Source organism: Pedobacter sp. P26, from assembly GCF_050632135.1.
In the GTDB taxonomy this organism is placed as follows: Bacteria; Bacteroidota; Bacteroidia; order Sphingobacteriales; family Sphingobacteriaceae; genus Pedobacter.
The window spans coordinates 5,132,273-5,151,862 of record NZ_CP192574.1 but is presented as its reverse complement, the minus strand read 5'-3'; the positions used below and the strand labels follow the sequence as shown (position 1 = coordinate 5,151,862).

At 39.7% G+C, this 19,590-nt stretch carries 16 protein-coding genes and 2 pseudogenes; 4 read left to right on the top strand and 14 right to left on the bottom strand.

Annotated elements, in window-relative coordinates:
• Nucleotides 1–6: 6 nt before the first annotated feature.
• The 11 genes and pseudogenes from ACQ86H_RS23840 to nhaA form a co-directional block, all read right to left on the bottom strand.
• The gene (locus ACQ86H_RS23840) at nt 7–270 is read right to left on the bottom strand and encodes a hypothetical protein (RefSeq protein ID WP_431292703.1); all 264 of its coding nucleotides are present in this window, start codon (nt 268–270) and stop codon (nt 7–9) included.
• Between the two features lie 35 nt (nt 271–305).
• Nucleotides 306–1,790, bottom strand: a complete 1,485-nt coding sequence (locus ACQ86H_RS23835; RefSeq protein WP_431292702.1) for a C10 family peptidase — start codon at nt 1,788–1,790, stop codon at nt 306–308.
• A gap of 335 nt (nt 1,791–2,125) precedes the next feature.
• Nucleotides 2,126–3,553 (bottom strand): C10 family peptidase, encoded by a 1,428-nt coding sequence (locus tag ACQ86H_RS23830; RefSeq protein ID WP_431292701.1) that lies wholly within the window; start codon nt 3,551–3,553, stop codon nt 2,126–2,128.
• Nucleotides 3,554–4,173: 620 nt separating this feature from the next.
• Nucleotides 4,174–5,268, bottom strand: coding sequence for a Fic family protein (locus ACQ86H_RS23825; RefSeq protein WP_431292700.1), 1,095 nt, complete (start codon nt 5,266–5,268; stop codon nt 4,174–4,176).
• 1,113 nt (nt 5,269–6,381) lie between these two features.
• The gene (locus ACQ86H_RS23820; protein ID WP_088300346.1) at nt 6,382–6,684 is read right to left on the bottom strand and encodes an ArsR/SmtB family transcription factor; all 303 of its coding nucleotides are present in this window, start codon (nt 6,682–6,684) and stop codon (nt 6,382–6,384) included.
• A 10-nt stretch (nt 6,685–6,694) separates the two neighbouring features.
• The gene (locus ACQ86H_RS23815) at nt 6,695–7,432 is read right to left on the bottom strand and encodes a metallophosphoesterase family protein (protein ID WP_088300345.1); all 738 of its coding nucleotides are present in this window, start codon (nt 7,430–7,432) and stop codon (nt 6,695–6,697) included.
• 3 nt (nt 7,433–7,435) lie between these two features.
• Entirely contained in the window at nt 7,436–8,206 is a 771-nt protein-coding gene (locus ACQ86H_RS23810) for a metallophosphoesterase family protein (protein WP_431292699.1), read from the bottom strand.
• Nucleotides 8,206–9,291: an ACR3 family arsenite efflux transporter gene (arsB, locus tag ACQ86H_RS23805; protein WP_088300343.1), complete on the bottom strand. Its 1,086-nt coding sequence runs from the start codon at nt 9,289–9,291 to the stop codon at nt 8,206–8,208. The genes ACQ86H_RS23810 and arsB overlap by 1 nt, the downstream gene beginning before the upstream one ends.
• A gap of 17 nt (nt 9,292–9,308) precedes the next feature.
• Entirely contained in the window at nt 9,309–9,779 is a 471-nt protein-coding gene (locus ACQ86H_RS23800; RefSeq protein WP_088300342.1) for a DUF6428 family protein, read from the bottom strand.
• Nucleotides 9,780–9,837: 58 nt separating this feature from the next.
• Nucleotides 9,838–10,167, bottom strand: coding sequence for an ArsR/SmtB family transcription factor (locus tag ACQ86H_RS23795; RefSeq protein ID WP_088300341.1), 330 nt, complete (start codon nt 10,165–10,167; stop codon nt 9,838–9,840).
• A gap of 58 nt (nt 10,168–10,225) precedes the next feature.
• A pseudogene (gene nhaA / locus ACQ86H_RS23790) lies at nt 10,226–11,399 on the bottom strand (Na+/H+ antiporter NhaA).
• Nucleotides 11,400–11,669: 270 nt separating this feature from the next.
• On the opposite strand from nhaA, the pseudogene ACQ86H_RS23785 reads away from it, so the two are divergent.
• The 4 genes and pseudogenes from ACQ86H_RS23785 to ACQ86H_RS23770 all read left to right on the top strand — a co-directional run bounded on the left by ACQ86H_RS23785 (nt 11,670) and on the right by ACQ86H_RS23770 (nt 16,783).
• Nucleotides 11,670–13,207 (top strand): annotated as a pseudogene (locus ACQ86H_RS23785) (SulP family inorganic anion transporter).
• Nucleotides 13,208–13,502: 295 nt separating this feature from the next.
• A complete protein-coding gene (locus ACQ86H_RS23780) occupies nt 13,503–14,699 on the top strand; it encodes a sulfite oxidase (protein WP_008245487.1) in 1,197 nt (398 codons plus the stop codon).
• Between the two features lie 92 nt (nt 14,700–14,791).
• Nucleotides 14,792–15,388 carry a DUF305 domain-containing protein gene (locus tag ACQ86H_RS23775; RefSeq protein ID WP_082489588.1) on the top strand — a complete coding sequence of 199 codons (597 nt, stop codon included), beginning with the start codon at nt 14,792–14,794 and terminating at the stop codon, nt 15,386–15,388.
• A 3-nt stretch (nt 15,389–15,391) separates the two neighbouring features.
• Nucleotides 15,392–16,783 (top strand): beta-propeller fold lactonase family protein, encoded by a 1,392-nt coding sequence (locus ACQ86H_RS23770; RefSeq protein WP_056095402.1) that lies wholly within the window; start codon nt 15,392–15,394, stop codon nt 16,781–16,783.
• A 6-nt stretch (nt 16,784–16,789) separates the two neighbouring features.
• Here the strand turns inward: ACQ86H_RS23770 and ACQ86H_RS23765 are convergent, their stop codons facing one another.
• The 3 genes from ACQ86H_RS23765 to ACQ86H_RS23755 form a co-directional block, all read right to left on the bottom strand.
• Entirely contained in the window at nt 16,790–17,776 is a 987-nt protein-coding gene (locus ACQ86H_RS23765; RefSeq protein ID WP_008245480.1) for a YeiH family protein, read from the bottom strand.
• A 117-nt stretch (nt 17,777–17,893) separates the two neighbouring features.
• Nucleotides 17,894–18,643 carry a substrate-binding domain-containing protein gene (locus ACQ86H_RS23760; RefSeq protein ID WP_008245473.1) on the bottom strand — a complete coding sequence of 250 codons (750 nt, stop codon included), beginning with the start codon at nt 18,641–18,643 and terminating at the stop codon, nt 17,894–17,896.
• A gap of 11 nt (nt 18,644–18,654) precedes the next feature.
• A complete protein-coding gene (locus ACQ86H_RS23755) occupies nt 18,655–19,575 on the bottom strand; it encodes a molybdate ABC transporter substrate-binding protein (protein ID WP_056870676.1) in 921 nt (306 codons plus the stop codon).
• Nucleotides 19,576–19,590: the final 15 nt, after the last annotated feature.

The window sequence follows — 19,590 nt, the reverse complement described above, 5'->3', positions numbered from 1 at the left end:
CGGCTTTTAAAATAGCTTCATATTTTTTGCATCAGGCGAAGACAAATCAAGCGTATACTGCGCAGCTGATGGTAATAAGCGCACGATCGCCACATTATTCTTTTGGACATTAATATCATCTGGCAGATAATTTCCAAGCAGTGATTTAAGACCTTTGTCAGTTTTAACCGCGGAGCCACTTCCAGCTACACCGTTCTTGTCTTTGTTACAGGAGATTACAATTAAGGCAACAAAACATATTGCCGTTAATAAAGAAAGGATTTTTTTCATAAATTATAATTGTTTAAGGTGATTTATTCGGGTAATTACTTATTTCGGGCGTTGGTGGCCATCTGCATATCCAAGCCATATTGACGTGTATCCCAAGCTACATCAAAGGATAAATTCCAGTCAGTACCTACTAAAAACCATCCGGTATCACTTCCTCCCCATCCCAAGTTCGCGTGCAGATAGAGGTCATACTGGTGAACCAAATCACCAGGAGTGCTGCCGTTCATTTTATCACAGATCGCATAGCCGTCTACTACCCAAGCATGCCTGATCTTTTCCGTACCGCTCAATCTGGAACCAGCGGCTATAACAGACCGATTATTATCTAATGATGCCTTGATCTGCTGTACGTTAAAGCCAGCTGGATTATCTATATCTATGTAATTTCTTAGTAGATCAATCATCTTTTGCATCTGAGTGCCTGACCCTTCGCAACTCGGTATTGTTTGAGTCCTATTAAAAATGTCGCGAATGAGGCGGCTGTACATAGTTTGCTTATCTTGAGGATCATAATAACCGATAAATGGGTTTGCCTTTAAATAAGGCCAGTTTACATTTTCGTAAATTGGAATTGTAATCGTTCGTGTTACGCCCCCGTGCCCAGCACCGGGAATATTTACTTCCCTAGTTTCGTATCTAACAATAACTGGAAAAGTTGGCGCCAATTGAGCTAGCACCTGAGCACCGGCAATAACCAGGCAGCCTGCCGGTACACGAGTACAAGTACTACCGCTCGGAAGCAACTGGTCTGCTACGCCTGACTGGTCCCACTCCGTAGTGGCAAACGGTCCTACCTGGCTAATAACCTGTGTGGGTAACCATGATTCAACCGGGCTTTTCGTTTTTGGTGCGGTCGATTGCACCCTGATCTTATTTTTTACAAAGCTAAACACATCCTGTTCAGGCAGCTTGCCCAGCTTTTCTTCCAGTTTACTTAAAGTCTTTGAGCGCAAAGAATCACGCAGGTGCCCGATATAAACTAAGCGATCTGTGATATACCTCTTAGAGCTTTGGTACATCAGGTTTTCACCAAGTAACTCTGGCCTTAAGTGGTTTACAGGCATGTAGGCCAGCACGACAGGCGCACGTTCATCAGCACAAACCAATGCGCTACCGGTCTTGTTACCACTCGTAATGTTCACGTTGTAAACAGCAATCTTATTATCACTGACTTGGCTTTTGGTGGCTGGACTAACTGATGCCTTTTCAAGCGCACCCTTCTGATCAATGTAATATTTTTCGGCAACCTCGAACTGGATATCATTACTGCCTTTGGTGGCAGGGTTGTCTTTCAACGGATACGCCTGAATCACTTTCTTGATCTCGTCGGTACTAAGCTCTTTGGGGTTGTCATAAGCAATACTGGCATATTCGGCAGGTGTGATTTCTAATAAAGTTTTGTCAATACTGACTGATTGCTCTGCGTCATTGCCCTTCTTACAAGAGTAGATAGACAAGCAAATTGAAAAAATGAGCGTGGCCTTAAAAAGACCTTGTCTTGCGGTAGATTTAGATTGCATACATTATCGAGAATTAGTGTTTATGATAGTTTTATTACCGTTAATTAATAGAATGCTTGTATTAACTGATATGTAAATTTAGCTTTCAGTATAAAGGAATGATACATTTCGAGTATGTATATGCACAGAATTTGGGGTGATTCATGCCGAAAATTTAAGAAGTCGCGAATCAGAAAAGTACCTTCTATTTTTTCCAAGGGAATATTTGGAATATCTATTACCTTGGGTGTTTGATTTTCCTTCTTGCATGCTACTATAAAGCATATCATAGACACAAAGGCTATGTACCTTGATTGTTTCATGAAATTTTTACTTAGAATTATTTGAATTTCGATTTATTTAGACCTCGCATTAGTCGCCATTCGTAAATCAATCCCATATTGTCGATCTCCAAAAGCTACATCAAAAGAAAGGTTCCAGTCTGTTCCAACAAGAAACCAACCTGTTTCTGCGCCACCCCAACCCATATTTGCATGTAGATATAAATCATACTGGTTAACTAGATCGCCAGTACCGGTGCCGCCAGGTTTCTGACAGATAGCATAACCATCCACCACCCAAGCATGACCTATCTGCTGTGAACCAGACAGTCTGATCCCGGTTACAAGAACATTATGTGAGTTATCAAGTGAATTTTTTATCTGCTGTACATTAAATGTCTGAGGGTCATCTATATCAATGTATCGCCTTAAAAAAGTAATCATTTTTGGGAGTTCAGTACTGGAACCATCGCAAAGTGGGGTTGAATAACTTTGTGTGAATACGTGATTGATTAATCTTTCCGTTATTTTCTTTTTTTGTGCTGGAGCATTTGTTCCAATATAAGGAGTTTCTTTTAAATATGGCCAGTCAACCGCTTCAGTAATAAATCTTAATTCCATAGTAGGAGGATATACGTATGTTCCGGTAACTACTGACATTGGTGGTTCAATTGTGGCTAATACCTGAGCGCCAGCAATTACAAGACAGCCAGCCGACGCTTGCGCACAGCCATTTGCTGAAGGGATTCCTTGTTTAAATACTCCATCTTGCTCCCATTCGGTTGTGGCAAAGGGTCCGACTTGAGTTAATACTTGTCCCCATAAATAATACTCTACTAAACTTTTTGTCTTTGGTAAAGCATCAGTTATCTTAATTTTATTCTTGATGAATGCCGCTAAATCACTTGACGGTAATCTTCCTAACTGAGACTGAAGTTTAATTAATGTTTTCGTTCTTAAAGAATCTTTTAAATGGTTCAAATACTTAATTCTTTGCCTGAGGTAAGACTTTGCGTTTTCCAACATGAGATTCTCTGCATCCTTCGAGTTTTCTCCATCTTTGTACGATAAAACACCAGGAATCCTTTCGTCAGCAGATAATAACACGGTAGAGAATTTACCGCCTACATTAATTTCAACATTATATAAAGGAATACTATTTTCCGAAAGACCCTTTGTTCGGACTACTTCGGATGGAGATTGAGAAATACCCTTGCCGTCAAGATAATATTTTTCAATTTTATTAATTTTAGAATTTAAATCCTTAGTTCCAGGCTTTTTAAGTAAAGGATAATTGACAGCAATTCTTTCAATTTCTTCAACTGTCAATTCCCGAGGATCATCATATACAACACTGAAATATTCATCTGCAGATATTTCTATAAGTTTACCATCAAGCTTATAAGCTAAATCATCAAAGTTCTTTTGGCATGAATAAAGGCAAATAGTTATTGCCATACCCGCTAAATACATAGCGCTTGTTTTGAGAGAGAGAGTTTTCATTTAGATTTTAAAGTTTCAAGGAAGGTATTAGTAGTTGTTACATAAAGCAATAATAGCTATAAAAATTTAATAGCGCAATAGGTTTTGTGATTTTATTATACTTATTTTTATAATTTATACTATAATAATATAAAATTAATGATACATATATTATTCGTGCATCAATGATAACGCGACTTCACCGATTGGAAAATCTTGATGGAAATGTTTAAATTTAAACACCATTAATATAGCTTATATGGCCTTTAAGCGCCCTTAGTTAGTATTTCTTTATTTAATTTGTGTAGATAATATAACCTCTTCAGATGGACAAATTCAGAGGTTGCCTACACAGGATTAAAATTACTTCTCCTAGAATACAGAGCTATTCTAAATGCTAAGCCTTTAAATGGAAAAAAATAACAAACCTATTTGGATTTGTATTAAAAATTTCCTCTCGCTGTAGCTTTTCATTAATGGAACTTTATCAGAAGTAATTTTAACTGTATCTCAAAAAACTAAATTTATTAGCTTATGTTATTTATAATTCATATAATATTTAGTGCTCATGTCCAAACCAGTTAACCATTATTTCGTTTCTTAGACCAGACATAAAAATTTTGTGCGTTGTAATTTGATGTTTAACTAATGTTCTTTAATCTGTAACTTGTACTTCGGCCACCACTTTCCTCCTGTTCGAGTACACCTTTTTTTATCAGGTCCTGTATATCCCTTAGTGCAGTATCTGTAGATGTTTTGGTGATTGTCGCCCATTTGGAAACATTTAGTTTACCAAAAAAATTGTCAAGCAGGACCTGCAGCATTTTTTGCTGACGCAGGTTGAATTCCTGTCCGCTATGGTTTTCCCAAAACCTTGCTCGTTCTAAAATCCTGGATATGGTTTGCTCTGTTTCCTCCATCGAATGATAAAGACAGTCAAGGAACCATTCCAGCCAGGGTGTTATATCTAGCTCACCTCGCTGAGTGGATTCTAAGATCTCATAATAGCCCTTCCTTTCTTTGAGTATTTGGGCCGACATGGAATAAAATCTTTGCCTGCTTTTATCTGCACGAGCCAGTTGCATATCGGCAATAGCTCTCGCGATACGCCCATTTCCGTCATCAAAGGGGTGAATGGTTACAAACCAAAGATGCGCTATCGCTGCCTTGATCACCAGGTCCAGTTCCTGCTGATCATTCAGCCAGTGTAAAAAGCCGTCCATCTCTGCTGGAACTTTTTCTGCGGCAGGGGCTGTAAAATGCACCGTTTCCCGTCCCATTGCACCCGGGACGACTTCCATTGGACCGTCTCTCCAGTCGGCCACCTTTATTTTATACATACCGCTGCGTCCGGTTGGAAAGAGTGCCGCATGCCATCCGAAAATTCTGTCCTGGCTGAGGGGATGGTCGTATCTTTGGGTAGCATCAAGCATCATTTCAACCACACCTTCCACATCCCGCTCTGTAGTTACAGTACCCGCAACCTCTATACCTAAACGCCTGGCGATAGAAGACCTAACCTGTTCTTCGCTGAGCAGTTTGCCTTCAATTTCACTAGATTTCACAACATCTAAAGTCAATGCCTGAAGCATCGCTTCTTCCTGAATCTTGAAACCAAATGCCTGCATCTGACCTAAGATTTTGCCTTGCCGATGCCTGACATCACCTAATTTTGCGAAGAGTTTCTCCCGGTCCCAGTTAAAATCTGGCCACTTTTCTCGCTGATGAATAAACATAATTACCGCATTTGTGCGGTGAATATAGGGTTTAATTACCGCATATTAAAATTTTATCCATTTTTTGCGGTGAAGAGTGTTGCTAATCGCCTTATTTTTGCGGTGAATAAAGGTTCTATTTGCCGCACAGCATAAAGTTAATTTATGGTGTTTGAGAAATGGCGGACTAAGACAATATTTACCATTCCCATAGACTTCTCAGGTCATGTATTGGTATAGTCGATGAGCAGCGCCAGTTAAATCATGGATCCGAGATAGATGTTTTCAGTGGAAATGCAAATTTGGATATAGCGGATAAAAAACAGCTTGTGCAGCTCTTACCGCCTGAACATATAAATTTACTGACGGGAGATGTTTCGTTCAAGTCAAACCCCGCACTCTCAAAAGTATTAGAAACCAGTAACGTTGTTTAAATATATGAATTTTATAGAAAGGAAAATTTCAAGCAGAAAAGCTATCTCTATTTTGGCCAAGAGTGGGATTGAAGTGGAAGATCATAAATCCCATATCATCTTGGATTTTCTTTACCTAATGGCAAAGAATTATACCAAGAATGATAAAGTGGAAAATGACCGGCACCCAAACGAAAAATCGAACTTGCCAAAATCCATCAAGAGGAGTGAACCAATATCGTTTTTAGACTGATTCACGCAAGAGTCTAAGGAGGTTTTTAACTAGTTGTCGAACACCCGTTGGCCAAGCTGCAACAATTTGGTTATCAGATTTTTATTGGCATAAAAAAAGGAAATACCATGCTTTTGGTATTTCCTTAAGTAGAGTCAATCCGCGGAAGTTCGAACTTTTATGAGCATTGCGAAGCGATAGTTGATTTTGAGAATTTGTTAAACAATAAGGTGGAAAGGCAGTATCGTAAAAAGAAATTACTATAAGTTTTACCAAGGAATTTATCATTTTGAAATCTATTCCAATAGCCTCTTCAATGAATTGTTTCGCCCATTTTTGTATTATCAAGAAACGACCGTTTTTTGATAATTGGAAGAAGAGAAATAATGATCGCAATATTTCTCTTGCTCTGCCGTGTATTAGAACCCCTAGCTGAACTATCATAGATAGCTTAAACCTTGGTCTTGCAGCTTTGAATTGGTGCTTGCTCTAAAAAACTGTTAAATAGCAAATTAAATTGTTCAGAGAAATCCAAAAGGCGTACCAGTTAATGCAATAACGTGATCGTAAATTTGAGGTATTCCCTTTTATAAGTCCAGCAACTTCTAAGGCTTTAAGATGCTTTGCAACTGAAGATTCTTCAATTGGCAGATCGTTTATTACTCCTTCAGTACAACTTTCTTTCCTTGCAAGCCGGATCATTATAGCCATCCGGGCTGGGTGTGCCAAGACCCGCATGAACTTTGCAAGCTGCTTTTCTATTGGCGCATAGTCTCTGGTGTTGACCTCCATTTGGTTAGTGTTATTTGGCTAGTCGCAATGCATCTGCAAATTCACTTTGCAACAAACTATTTTCAATAGCTCTTGCTGAGGCTTCTACGTCATATTCAAACCTTATAAACTCTACCTGTATGCTGTTTTTATCTGATAGGGAGCTGTCTGCAGCAATGGTAAGTATCACATAGCAGCCCCTGGGATCTCCGTCTTTAGGCTTTCCTACCGACCCGAGGTTAACTACGTGCTTAAACTTATTATCATTATCCTCTAAAATACGATGGTAAGGCTTGTGAGAATGACCAACAAAGAGCATGTCTGCACCTGCTTCCTGCATCATATCTAAAACATACTTTTCATCCGTATCTATTAAAATATATTCATCTATACTTCTGGTGCTGCCGTGGGCAAAAACAAGATTGAGTGTTTCGGATTGTAGTTTGTATTCCAATTTAATGTGCGCAGGCAGTGTCTTCAGGTAATCTCTATTATCCTGGCTGATTAAATGATACGCATAATTCTTCCCTGGCTCCTGGAGACTATTCGGGGTTGTAATTAATTTTTCAACCTTCTGGTCATGATTACCTTTCAAAGTTCCGATTCCACGCTTACGGATCTCCTGGATAATTTCGTTTGGATAGATGTGGTATCCCACCAGATCACCGAGACAATAAACGGCATCGGGTTTTTGGTCATCCATATCGTCTAACATTGATTTAAATGCAGGTAGATTGGCATGAATATCTGAAAATAGTGCTATTCTCATACCTTATCCTCTACGCAACATGTCTGCATATTCATTCGGAAGAGGACTATCCTCTACGGCTTTAGCTGCCTTTTCTATATCATACTCAAAGCGAATAAATTCGACTTTAACACTGTCCTTATTGTTTACTGTACTATCAGGGTTGATGGTTAAAATAACATAACCACCCCTTGGGTCGCTGTCTTTTGGTTTACCTACTGAGCCAATATTAATGGCATGCCTGAAATGATCCGCACCTTCATTCCCTGAGTTTAAAATTCTATGATAAGGCTTGTGGGTATGGCCAAAACACATAATATCTGCATCTGCCTGTTCCATGATCCGAAGCATGCTTTTTTCATCACGGTCTTCAAAAAGGTATTCATTGACCTTACAGGGGCTACCATGTACAAACAGAATATTGCGTTTATCGTGGTTCAACTGGTATTCTAGTCTAATGTGAGCAGGAAGGGTTCTTAGATAAGCACGCTGTTCGTCCCTTACCACTTCGTTTGTGTAGGAGATAGAAACCTTACCTAATGCTTTTTCTTCTTCTGTTTTATAGGCACAACCGCAATCATCACTAGACCTGCCAATGCCCCAGTCATAATTTCCTGCGATAGTTGGTATGCCTCGTTTGCGAATTTCATCTATTACTTCGTTTGGCCAGATGTTATATCCAACTAAATCTCCAAGGCAATAAATTGCATCAGTGTTTCTGGTTTCAACGTGTTTAAAAAAGGCTTCCAGGGCAGGAAGATTAGCATGGATATCTGAAAAAAGTGCAATTCTCATTAATGTATGGTGTTTAATTTTTTTGACGGATAGTATTTCTTGCGGAAGTAAAAAGCAAGGTTGACCAGGGCAATCAGTGCCGGGACTTCAACCAAAGGGCCAATAACGCCCGCAAATGCTTGTCCCGAATTGATTCCAAAAACACCAATAGCAACTGCTATGGCCAGTTCGAAATTATTTCCTGTGGCCGTAAAAGCAATTGATGTACTTCTTGAATAGTCTGCACCGAAGTAACGGCCAGCAAAAAAGCTGATCACAAACATGATAGAAAAATAAATAACAAGGGGTATAGCAATTCTCACTACATCCATTGGAATTTGTACAATCAGTTCGCCCTTCAGGCTAAACATAATTACGATAGTAAAAAGTAGCGCTATCAAAGTAATTGGGGAAATCAGCGGGATAAACTTGTTTTGAAACCAGTCTTCACCTTTCAGTTTAATAAGGCCGTACCGACTGATTATACCCATTGCAAAGGGAAGCCCCAGGTAGATTCCTACGCTTTTAGCAATCTCGGAAATGGTGATGTTTACTTCAAGGCTCTCCAGACCAAAAAAAGGTGGCAAAACGGTAATAAAGATATAAGCAAACACACTGTAGAGCAATACCTGAAAAATGCTGTTCAGTGCAATCAAGCCTGCTGCATATTCCCTGTTACCCTCTGCAAGCTCGTTCCAGACCACCACCATAGCAATACACCTTGCCAGGCCAATAAGGATCAGCCCAACCATATATTCCGGATAATCTCTTAAAAAAGTGATTGCTAAAAAAAACATTAGAAGTGGACCAATTACCCAATTCAGAACCAGGGATACGCTTAAGACTTTAGTGTCTTTAAAAACTTCTCCCATCTTTTCATATTTCACCTTAGCAAGTGGCGGATACATCATTAAGATCAGTCCGATAGCTAATGGGATGTTTGTGGTTCCACTGGAAAACGAGTTTATAAATCCGGAGGAAGATGGTAGAAAATAGCCGGTAGCTACACCGATACCCATCGCTAGAAAAATCCATAGTGTAAGGTACCGGTCTAAAAAGCTTAATTTTCTTCTTTCGGCAGCAGGTGCACAGTTGTTTGCAGACATAGTTTATGATTGATTATTTAGCAGCAACCGCCACCTGGTGTACACGCTGATCCTGAAGCAGCAAGATTCTGAAATTGTACTTTTTGTTTTACTTCAGGAACACCACATAGTTCCGGAGCAAGGCACGCTGTTGTCTTAGCAATAAGCAGGAAGTTTTTACCATCGTAACCAAGGTCGTATTTACCAATAGTTTGAGCCTGGTATTCTACCTCAATTTCCAGATCTTCCATCGCCAATACTTCTTCAGAAAGAGATATGATGTTTAGCAACTTGCCTGCTTTCAAACGATGCTCAAAATCGTTGGCATCCCAAAGTTGGAAGTTGGCTACTTTTTCATGACGTACCGTACCGCCACAATCAATAAAATCTTTAGTAACAACACCAACTTCGGTCACATGGAAATGTTCAGGAACTGGTGTACCGTTTTCTAATTGAAAGTTTACGCTTTCAGCCTGCGCCAAGTGGGCTTTTATTTCTGATAGTTTCATAATTAAAGATTTAAGTATTTTTATATTGCAATTAAACGATTGATTTGATTAAAAAAAGCTAGCAGCAGCTAGCTTCTAGCTTATATGATCCAAGGAAGGCACCGATTTGGGCTTCCAGTAATTTCCATGTTTCAGGGTTTATGCAATAGCAAACGCTAACCCCTTCGATGGTACCCTGGATAATCCCGACAGACTTTAATTCCCTTAAATGCTGGGAGATTGTAGCTTGGGCAAGACCCAGCTCCTCTACAAGATCTCCACAAATACAAGTATTGAAAACTAGTATTCTTTGCAGAATAGCAATACGTGCAGGGTGAGCCATTGCTTTTAATAGCTGAGCAAGCTGGTTCTGCTCGGAGGTAAACATTTCGGTTTTTGTAAGTCCCATATAATATTGCAATATTACGATTTATTAATGAAACAACAAATTTATCAGAATATTAATTTTAATTCTTCTGATCTCTCTTTTTGCTGCTAAGGTTTAAAATCAAATAACCTAATAGTCCTGATATTACGGAGCCGACAAGAATTGAAAACTTTGCTTCCTGAACAAGCAGCGGGTCAGCGAAGGATAAGATTGATATAAATATGGACATGGTAAACCCGATACCTGCAAGTAGGCCAACACCAAGGATATGAACCCATTTTGCATTTTCAGGTAGCTCACTTAGCTTAAGCTTTACGCTGAGCCATGATATAAATAATATACCCAAAGATTTACCAATAACCAGACCTAGCACAATGCCCATTCCCAGACCTGTAAAAAGCCCTTCTACCATGCCGTTTTCAAAACGGATGTTGGTGTTGGCCAGTGCAAATATTGGAATGATCAGAAAATTAACGGGTTTAGTAAGTGCATGCTCTAGTTTTTCCAGTGGAGACTCTTTATGATCTGCTGTTGTGGGTAGTGTAAGCGCTATCAAAACTCCTGCAATAGTTGCATGAATGCCTGAGTGATGAACAAAGTACCAGATAAAAATACCTGGAATTAGGTAAAAGGCAAGGTTCTTTAACCCGAAGCGATTAAAGAGGAACAGTAGTATCAATATAGCCCCGGAATAAACCATATTCATATAGTGGAGATCCGAAGAGTAAAATACCGCGATTACTAATATTGCAAGCAGATCATCAACAATAGCCAGGGCAGCTAGAAAGATCTTTAGGGAAAGTGGAACCTTTACTCAGGAGCGATAGAATGGCTAGTGCAAAAGCAATGTCTGTAGCCATTGGTATACCCCATCCGCTAGCAGTTGGCGTATCACGGTTAAATATGGTATAGATTATTGCCGGCACAATGGCACCACCAATCGCACATATAATCGGAAGTATTGCCTTTTTAGGTGAGGAAAGTTCACCTTCCACAATTTCCCTTTTAATTTCAAGTCCCACCAAAAGAAAGAAAATGGCCATCAGGCCATCATTGATCCATAGCGCAACAGAATACTTTAAATGTAAACTGGTGGTTTCATATCCAATTTGATTCGCTAAAAAGTTATCAAAGCCTTCACCCAGTGGCGAGTTTGCTATTATTAAAGACAAAATTAAACAGGAAAATAAGATAATCCCACTTGATGTTGTAGAGTTGAAAAAGTCTTTAAAAACCTTTTTGTTGATCGACATTGGCATATTTTTCAAATATAACATTTTCATTTTTACGGTCTAAATCTGCCTCCTGTTAATTCAGACACCAGAGCAAAACCATAGGTAATGACAGATTTTAAAAATATTTTTCTATTTTTGCATCAATCGAAATGAGAAAAGTTAAACAAGTTTCATATAACCCTGTGACAAAGCCCTGAATTCTTTCAGTGACTCTTTTCTCCCTTAGCATAATCCCTTGCTAGGGCAATGCCCCTTATTTTATAATTTTTGACCTTTAATTTTATTGGTATGTTCTTACGTACACGTTTTTTTGACTTATCTCAAAAAGTCAACTACAAAACCGAAATTTTGGCTGGCATCACTGTGGCCATGACCATGATGCCTGAATCGCTCTCCTTCGCTATCCTTGCGGGTTTCCCCCCTTGGTCGGTCTTTATGCAGCTTTTATTATGGGGCTTGTAACCTCAGTTCTGGGCGGTCGTCCAGGTCTGATCTCAGGCGGTGCAGGAGCAGTCGTAGTTGTGCTGATTGCTTTGATGCAGGCGCATGGAATTGAATATGTATTCGCCGCTGTAGCCCTCGCCGGCGCCTTTCAGATCCTGGTAGGTCTTTTCAAGCTTGGGAAATTTATCAGACTTGTTCCCCAACCGGTAATGTATGGCTTTGTTAATGGACTGGCAGTTATTATATTCATGGCCCAGATTGAACAGTTCAAAACCATCATCAATGGAAAAGAGGCCTGGTTGACCGGTAGCCCACTTTTAATCATGGCCGGGTTGGTTGCGCTTACCATTGCTATCGTACTATTCTTTCCAAAGATAACAAAGGCGGTACCACCATCCCTGGTTGCTATTATTGTTGTTTTTCTTGTCGTCCTCGGGTTCGGTATCGATACTAAAACAGTAAGCGATATTGCCTCTGTCAGCGGAGGGTTTCCACCATTTCACATTCCTCAGATTCCATTGACATTTGAAACCTTTCAAATTATATTGCCCTATGCCGCGATCATGGCAGGAGTTGGGCTTACCGAGGGGCTGTTAACACTTAACCTAGTAGACGAAATTACTGCAACCAGGGGGAATGGTAACCGTGAATCAATAGCTCAGGGTATTGCCAATATTCTGAATGGCTTTTTCTATGGTATGGGAGGATGTCCAATGATTGCTCAGACTTTGGTAAATCTTTCAGCAGGGGCGAGAGCCCGCCTGTCGGGCATAGTGGCAGCACTCACTATTTTGCTTATCATTCTGTTTGGCGCACCGATAATTGGTTTAGTTCCAATGGCTGCCCTTACAGGCGTGATGATCATGGTGGCCGTAGGAACCTTTGAGTGGATCAGTTTACGGATCATCAATAAAATGCCAAAACAAGATATATTTATTGGCATACTGGTGGCTGCGATCACCATTTGGCTTCATAACCTCGCCCTTGCAGTTTTAATTGGTGTAATTATATCGGCACTTGTTTTTGCCTGGGAGAGTGCAAAAAGGATTCGTGCAAGAAAATTCGTGGATGGAAGTGGCACCAAGCACTACGAAATTTATGGGCCATTGTTTTTTGGTTCAGTTACAGCGTTCACTGAAAAGTTCGATGTTAATGAAGACCCATCTGAAGTAATTGTTGATTTTAAGGACAGTCGAGTGTCGGATATGTCTGCTATTGAAGCATTAAACAAGTTAACAGAACGATACCATCTCGCGGGTAAAAAACTTCATTTAAAACATTTAAGCGAAGATTGTAGGCTACTACTTAAAAACGCTGAAAGTGTTATTGATGTTAATATATATGAAGATCCGACATATCGTGTCGCTATTGACAAATCTTAAGTATAAATTAGAAATTTGGATGGAGCTTTTTATATAGCTCCTCCAGTATTTCCGTTATCATTATTCCCTCGTTTTTTGAAAGATGACTGCTAGTCCTATCACTATTCCACCGTTTTTTGATAGAAATTGAGATGAGTATTTGATAAACAGTTATAGAACTATTGTGTCTTTTCTAGCAGGCCAGCGATGAAGTAAAGTCTACAGTTGTTTCCTTTCAACCATCAAGAAAAAGGAAGAATACAAGTTATCCTATGAGAGATTTTTGGCTATATTGTAATCACCTACATTTATTGAAATGAAAAACGACAAAACATCACAAAACTACACGTTAAACAGACGTAATTTTGTTACTGGAATTATCCCGGTGATAGCTGGCGCAACAATACCATCCTGGGCTTCGGCGAAGGAGATTCAACAAACCAGAGAAGACAATGACTTTCCAGGACTTATTACGCGAGAGAAAAAGCCATTAAATATGGAGTTTCCATTTCCTACGTTAAAAAACAGGATTACTCCAAATAACCAGTTCTTCATCAGGAGTCATTTTAATATTCCCAATATTGATGCTACAAATTGGGAATTAGAGATTGGCGGCAACACCAATCATGTCATAAAGATCAATCTGAGCGAACTTAAAAAGCTTCCTGCAAAAAAGGTAATGGCTACTATAGAATGTGCCGGAAACGGACGTGCTAACCTCGCCCCAAAAGTGAAGGGTTTAGGATGGGAACAAGGTGGGATCAGCAATGCTGAATGGACAGGAGTACCTTTATCCGTATTGTTAAAGAAGGCTGGCATAAAGGTGGGTACGGTAGACATTATTTTGGAAGGGAATGATGAGGGGATGATTACAGAAGAGCCGAAATCACCAGGAAAAATCAAATTCGCCCGAAGCATTCCGTTAAATATAGCAATGCAGGATCACATCATCATCGCCTATGAAATGAATGGAAAACCATTGAGTGCTGAACATGGTTTCCCGGCAAGGGCAATTATTCCAGGATGGTATGGTATGGCATCTGTGAAATGGCTGATGAAAATTACTGCATCTGAAAAGCCGTTTGATGGCTATTGGCAGACGATTGAATATGCTTACTGGAAGCGTGTTGAAGGACTACCTACCTTGACGCCCGTAACCACTACATTGGTTAAGTCTGAAATATCAAGGCCGGTATTGTTTGAAGCGGTGCCGGCTGGAAAACCTTATCAAGTAAGGGGTGCAGGATGGTCAGGTGATAGTAACCTATCGAAAGTAGAAATAAGCACGGATAAAGGAAATTCATGGCAACCAGCAAAATTAATTGGTCCTGCTATCCCTTTCGCCTGGCAGCTATTTGAATTTGAATGGGTGGTTCCTGCTAAGACTGGAAGATATAGTTTAATGGCTAGAGCGACAGATCAAAATGGCAAAACGCAACCCATGGAGCATGATTTAGACAGAAGAACTTACATGGTTAATTTTATCTCGCCAATTGATGTAGATGTAATATAGCTCAATAAGAACAAATTTCAGGATCTTGCGGTTATCGCATAAGGCTTGTTTGGCATAAACAGTTTATCACAATTAATATTCTACATCAAACCATGATCAGATTCACGTCTATACTTCTACTATTTGCTAGTTTCTCTGCACGAGCACAACATGAACACATGCAAATGGCAACTAAAAAAAATGTCTTCCTTGGGCAAATGGCTCATATGATGATGAAGATGGATGAAATATCAGCTACCACATCTGCAGACAGAGATTTCATACAAATGATGATCCCACATCACCAGGGTGCTATTGATATGGCAGAAGAAGAGATTAAGACCGGAAAAAATAAAGAAATGATTCAGCTAGCTAAAAGTATCAAAGCTGAGCAACAAACCCAGATTCAGCAAATGCGACTCCTGCTCAGCCATCCTGAAGGATTTATCGCTACAGGCAACCAACATCAAAACGCCAACCAGAAGATGATGAAAGTGATGATGGAACAAATGCCTGAAGAAAAACAATTGTCTGATACTGATCTGTCCTTTGCAAGGATAATGCTTCCTCACCATCAGGCTGCCATCGACATGGCTAAAGTTGAGTTGCGGTATGGAAAAAATAAAAATGTAAAAAGACTGGCCGAGAATATTATCTCAGATGAACAGATAGAAATCCAACAAATGAAGACATTTACAAACTCCCATTAACATATGAAAAAGATATCCTTGTTTACGCTATTAATATTCAGTTTTGCCCTACAATCAAAAGCACAATCAATCTATGCCCAAGACAGGGTTTATACAGGCAATCAGATATCTAATACGGTTTCTGTCTTAGATCCCTCAACACAAACGCTATTAGGAAATATTGTTCTTGGTAAACCCCAACCTGATATCTTAAGTCCTCTATATAAGGGACAGGCCCTGGTTCATGGCCTGGGTTATTCCCCTAAAAGGCAATTACTAGCAGCGGTTTCCATTGGATCAAATTCAGTAACCTTTATTTCAACAGCAAAAAATAAAGTTTTAAAAACTGTTTATATCGGACGTTCACCGCATGAGGCAACCTTTAACCCTTCAGGATCACAGGCATGGATATCGGTAAGAGGAGAATCGTATATCAGCGTAATTGATGCAAATAAACTGATTGAAATCAAGCAAATTCCAGTAGCCGACGGCCCGGGAATGGTTGCTTTTACTCCAGATGGAAAATGGGCTTATATTTGTTCCAGCTTTACTGCAGAAGTGGATGTAGTGAATGCAACTTCTTATGCTATTGTAAAGCGTATTCCAGTAGTTAGTCCATTTTCTCCAAATATATTCTGTAGTCCTGATGGGAAATGGATTGCATTGACACATAAGGATGTAGGGAAGATCACTGTCATCAGCACGGAGACAAATACGATACATACAGTACTAAATACAGGTCCAATTACCAACCATGTCACTTTTACTTTAGTTAATGATTCACCTGTGATGCTGGCAACCATTGGCGGAGAAAACAGCTTAAAAGTATTTAGTGTTTCACAAGATTTCAAGCTTACTGATAGCGTTGCGACAGGATCATTGCCACATGGCGTCTGGACTTCGGCAGATGGTAAATTTGCATATGTCGGATTAGAAAATGATGACCAGGTACAAGTGGTTGATCTGGTAAAAATGGCCGTTGTAAAAACCATTGCTATTGGACAATGTCCGCAAGCATTGTTGTACGCCGCTAATGCCAGCCCTGCAAATGCCTCAAAAGAAAATTTAACCCCGCTTAATCTTGCAGACAAAAGTCAGGTGATTAAATTGATGAATAAGGATAATTCAATGTCATCAGGCATGCTAAACGTAAGAAGCGTAGGCTTGACTGATCTTGTCCAACAGGACTTTAAAAAACTCGAGCCAAATACTTCGTATACTTTAGCGTTAACCAACTCCTCAAATGATACGTTTAACGCAGATTATGTCATCAATTCTTTTAAGACCGATGAAAAAGGAGCTTTTAGCGGTCAATCCTCGGGGATAATTAAGAGTGTAGGAACAGGTGGCGCCGATTATAAACATGTGGTTCTTATTGATGATCTTTCAAAAAAGCTGGTGATGATCAGTAACTAATGTATTTTAAACCAAAGATATAACTGCCCATAATGCAGCACTTGAAATTACTATCCATAAAATTACGCCTTGTAACAGTGGCATTATCCCCACTGCTTTCAAGATAGTAAATGAGAGTCCGCTTCCTATCAGGAACAAGGTTAAAGTTAAGCCTGCTTTTGCTAATGCTACAAAGTAGGGCGCAAAAGGCTTAATAAAAGGTAAGTAGGTGTTGGCGATCATTGCCAGGATAAATAGCCCTATAAAATAGGGTATACTAACTTTGCTATTGTTGCTTTTGAACAGGAAAGATGTACCAAACGCTACGGGAACAATCCATAGTGCTCTGGCTAACTTAACAGTTGTGGCTATCTGTAGTGCTTGTTCACCATATTTACTGGCTGCCCCAACAACAGAACTGGTATCGTGAATAGCAATGGCACACCACATACCAAATTGTGACTGTGACAAGTTAAGCGCATGTCCGATAGCGGGGAAAAGAAATAAGGCCACCGAGTTGAGTATAAAAACAGTACCCATTGCAACGGAGATCTGTTTTTCTTCTGCGTTCATTACAGGCGACAATGCAGCAATAGCACTTCCACCACAGATCGCCGTTCCAGCTGATATCAAAAAAGATGTTTTACGTTCTATTTTAAATACTTTTCCCAGGATAAAACCAATGATAAGCACTCCGAAAATAGAAACTACGGTAAACAGTACGCCTTCTTTTCCTGCTTTCATTGCACTGAATACATTCATTCCAAATCCTAGCCCGACAACAGAAATTTTTAGCAGCAGGTTTGTGGCCTTGTGATTTAAATGCAGATAGGGATGTTCCATTAGTTGCGCCAATACTAATCCTAGCAATAAGGCTAAAGGAGGCGACATAAATGGAAAGAGGCACAGCAAAACTGCCAGGATGAAGATAATTTTACGGGTGTTTAAATTTAAGTTTAGCAGGTTACCCGCCTTTATTTTAGAAGAATTTGAATTGTCTTTGATTTGTGTCATAATTTTGATTGTCTTTATTTTCTAATTCAAAGATCCATAACTAATAAACCCCGATCAAATCATTAAAACTTATCTTCCATAACTTCATGTTATAGAAGATAAGTTTTTAGACATTATTTATTCCCAACCCCATTTTTTGAAAATGAGATGTCCTTTATCGGATTGCATAAACTTGATAAAATCCTCAGTTTCCGACTTATGCGTACCAGTGCTACCCCTCACTACAGGTGTACCTCTATAGACTGTTTGTGTAACAGGAATCCTAACCATTGAGGTGAGGTCTGGTAAACGGTTATGCCAGGAGCCAAATGTTATCCAGGCATCATATTGAGGATCATTTTTCCATGCAGCAATACCCAATGCCGAATTTGCAAATGTACCTGCTATACGCTGCTGTATGTTTGCAATCAGATCTTGTCGACCTGCCAAATCTTCCCAAAGCCCCATTTGCCCAGCCCCATTCACATCAAGAATTTTCACACCTGGTTTACAGAGATCGCCCAGATTTTTGATGTTTTTAGGATTGCCGGGCCGTACCAGGATCGCTGCCGCACGTTTATATAACTCTGTCCGAGAGTTCGCCACTATCATGTTTGGGTGGTCAGACATGAATTTTGAAAGCATGTATTCTGCTCCTCCAAAGAACAGATCTGCATGTTTCATTGCATCCGGCATCCATTCATTATCTGGCCCGGCAGTGACTTTAATTACGATATCATGCTGCTTTCCAAAAACCTTCGCACATTCATTGATCGGTCCGAGCGGCCCACCGGGACCATAGACATATAAAGTATCGTTTGGGATTTGTGCATTCCCAATGGTCACTACAGCAACGACTGACAATATGGTTAAAAATATATTTTTCATTGTGTTTATGTTTAAGGTAAATCAAAACCAAACTTTTTGTAGATGGCAGCAGCCTGCGGACTGATCAAAAAATCCATAAAATCTTTTGCAGCGGCCGGATGTGGCGCATCTTTTAACTGTCCCGCTATATATTGCGCATGGATATTCTCTTTTTCAGGAATTTCAATGAGCTCAACAGGATGGCCAATCATTTTCTGATAGTAGGCCTCAGTATACCATACTGGAGCGGCGTCACTTTCGTTGTATAGGATCCTCATTGGTGATTGGCGATGATGGATCATGGTAAGATAAGTAGTCTTATCTTTAACTTTATCTTCCATGATGGTAGATTTTAATGTTTCCCCTCCAGCTTTCACATAGGCTTCTTCAATACGTTTACCGATCCCTTCATTCTCTGGATTGGGCATACTGATCCTCAGCTCTTTATTTGCTAAATCTTTGAGTGACTTCAATGCCTTCGGATTTCCCTTTTGGACCATGATTGCCAACCTGTTTCTAGCATATAAAGTCGTTTTGCTAAACCATTCAGGGGTCATGTCTATCCGGTTCTTACCAGCTGTATAAACATCCGGCTTTAAGGTAATTCTCATGTTGCCCACCACAATGCTACCGGTTTTTATTTGTTGGGCTAAAATGCCTGGGGGAAGCGTTTCGGCAAATACCCGCTGATAATGTGGATATGACTTTTTAAAGGCTGCAATTAATTCGTCAATGCACATAAACTGGTTACCGGCAAAGAAAACCACCAGTTGGGGATCATTAATGTCTCCAAAAAGATCAGGCACATTGTCTACTCCAGGTACTGTGAACTGAACTTTACTTTCAGGTGGAGTATTCCAGGGCGGATCAAAGCGATGATCCTGGGCCTTAACATTTCCACAAAGCAATAAAAATGCAACTGTGGCTAAAAAGGTGTGATTTATATATTTCATGATTTTCTAATTATT